General features: G+C 50.3%; 1 protein-coding gene. It reads right to left on the reverse strand.

What is annotated here, in order from left to right:
- The coding region (locus B0475_RS17330; protein WP_198538372.1) for an amino acid adenylation domain-containing protein at window positions 1-1,184 on the reverse strand (1,184 nt) is incomplete at both ends.

A 1,184-nucleotide genomic window follows, 5' to 3' on the forward strand; every position in this document is an offset into this window, starting at 1 on the left:
TCGTGGACACCAATGACATCATTTTTAAACCCCAGCACTTCAGACCAGATATCAACCAAAGCAGCCTCAGTGTCATTGCGCGGAGCCACATAACCTGCCTCAGCAGTCAATGTCACGTCTTGCGCTTCGAGCACCTTGCGGTCCACTTTACCATTGGGAGTCAGTGGAATTTCACCCAAACTCACAAACGCAGATGGCACCATGTACTTGGGCAAACTCTGCTGGATGTGTACCCGCAGCTCCTCCCGGGGAATTTCATCCAATGTTTCTGCTTCACTGTGCACCGAAGTGTAAAACGCCACCAGGGTCTTGTTACCTTCTTCTCCTTGCGCCACAACCGCACAATCTGAAACCTGCTCATGCTCAAGCAACCTCGTTTCTATCTCACCAATTTCAATCCTGAAACCTCGTATCTTGACCTGGGTGTCTATGCGACCCAAATACTCCAGATTGCCATCAGGCATCCAACGGGCCAAATCCCCGCTGCGATACATCCGTTCTGATGAATCAAAAGGACTGCTTACAAATTTCTCTTCAGTCAAATCCGGGCGGTGTAAGTAACCACGTGCCAGGCCTTGGCCTGTCAGGTGTAATTCACCAGGCACACCAACCGGTACCAGTTGACCTTGTTGATCCAAAATGTGTACCTGGGTGTTGTCAATCGGCCGGCCAATGGTGCGAATACCCTTGTGCTCGCGCAGCTTGAAGGTTGAGTAAGTGGTGTCTTCTGATGGACCATACAGATCATAAACTTTCTCAACCGTCGTCTTCTCATAGATCTGATCAACCAACTCAGGGGACAATGGCTCACCGGCCAAATTGATCGTTTTAACTGATTCAGGCACAGCCTGCATGCGCAACAACTCAACCATCGCTGATGGCACCGTGTTGATCAATGTCACAGGGGTGTGTTCTCCCAAACCCTGTAGTCCAAGTGCATTGTCAACCAACACCACCTGACCACCTGTGCCCAAGGTAAAAAATAACTCATAAATCGACAAGTCAAAACAGATTGATGTGGAAGCCAATACGGCCGCCGATTCTGCTTTGCTGTACACCCGTTGAGCCCAGTTGACCAGGGCAACAGGGCTGTGATGTTCAATGGCCACACCTTTGGGCAAGCCAGTGGAGCCAGAGGTGTAGATCACATAAGCCAGGTCTGTGGGTGTGACCTCTTCCTGCAA

The organism is Marinicella sediminis, from assembly GCF_002000055.1.
Classification (GTDB): domain Bacteria; phylum Pseudomonadota; class Gammaproteobacteria; order Xanthomonadales; family Marinicellaceae; genus Marinicella; species Marinicella sediminis.